At 46.8% G+C, this 1095-nt stretch carries 1 protein-coding gene; it reads right to left on the bottom strand.

The window, feature by feature from the left end; all coding sequences use genetic code 11:
• Positions 1–962: IS1634 family transposase (locus E2R66_RS28125; protein ID WP_134738023.1), on the bottom strand; the 962-nt coding region annotated here is incomplete at its 3' end.
• Between the last annotated feature and the right edge of the window lie 133 nt (positions 963–1095).

Below are 1095 nucleotides of genomic sequence, written 5' to 3' on the forward strand. Positions count from 1 at the left end.
TCTTCCTCTTCTGAATTTTCATAAACCCATGTTGCTTTGTAATTGTTGATGTCCAGCAGAGGCTCTTGCACTTCCCGCGGCAGTTTCCGCAGGCGCTCCCCGACGATGAACTCATAGCCATTGTTTACCGTTGTTTCCAGATTGGCCGCCGACAGCATGCCCCGGTCGGCCACGACAATAACCTTGTCGATCTGGTATTCATCTTTCAGGCCTTTGATTGCATGTTCGAATGTGTGGCCTTCAAAAGTGTCGCCTTTAAACACCTTATACCCGATGGGCTGTTTGTCCCGGTCGATGAGCATACAGAACAATATCTGTGTCTTGCCAACCTTGCCATCTTTAGAAAAACCCTTTTGGCGGAGCTTTTCCTCAATCTCAACGGTGCTATCAAAGTAAAGGGTAGTGACATCATAGAACACCACGTCCAGTCGTTGGTTAAACAAGTCCCGCCCGGTCTGAAAAATCTGCTTTTGTATAAGCTGGTTATAGTCTGCCAGTTTATCCAGTGCCCTGTACAGGTGTTGCAGGCCAACTGGTTTTATGCCTAAGTATTCCGATTGGTTGAAATAAGTGCTGCGTTTGCTGCATGGATCCTGTAGCCGTTCAAGGATCATTAGCAAAGTGGCATTCTGAAAATCAAATTGCAGTTTATGTTTACCAGCAATGCGGCTAAAAATGCGTGGCAGGCCGTAATGCGCTAAAGCCCCTGCATAAACCTGATAGAAACCATAGTTGAACCGCGCCTTTTCTGTCGTGGTAATGCCCAATAGGTCTTTCAGATCACCGCCCCCAAGTTCATAAAGACGGGAACCAATGCGTTGCAACTGCTCAGGGGTATAGTCAGATACCTTACCGAGGTTATACAGGATGCGATGGCGGCTATGCCCATCCCCATCACGATAGCTTTCGACTATGCGGATATAGCTGCCAGACTTTTTGTTTTCTACCCTCAGGAACGCCATGCCGGCAAATTTACAGGCCAGAAACCGGAAAATAAAAAAGTTGGCACACTACACTTTTTGAGAAAATATCGCCAAAAACCGCCCCCACGTCATTCAAATGCACTTTTTAAAACCGGAGGTGTCAAACTCAAGA

The sequence above is a fragment of the Mucilaginibacter psychrotolerans genome (genome assembly GCF_004519315.1).
Taxonomy (GTDB): domain Bacteria; phylum Bacteroidota; class Bacteroidia; order Sphingobacteriales; family Sphingobacteriaceae; genus Mucilaginibacter; species Mucilaginibacter psychrotolerans.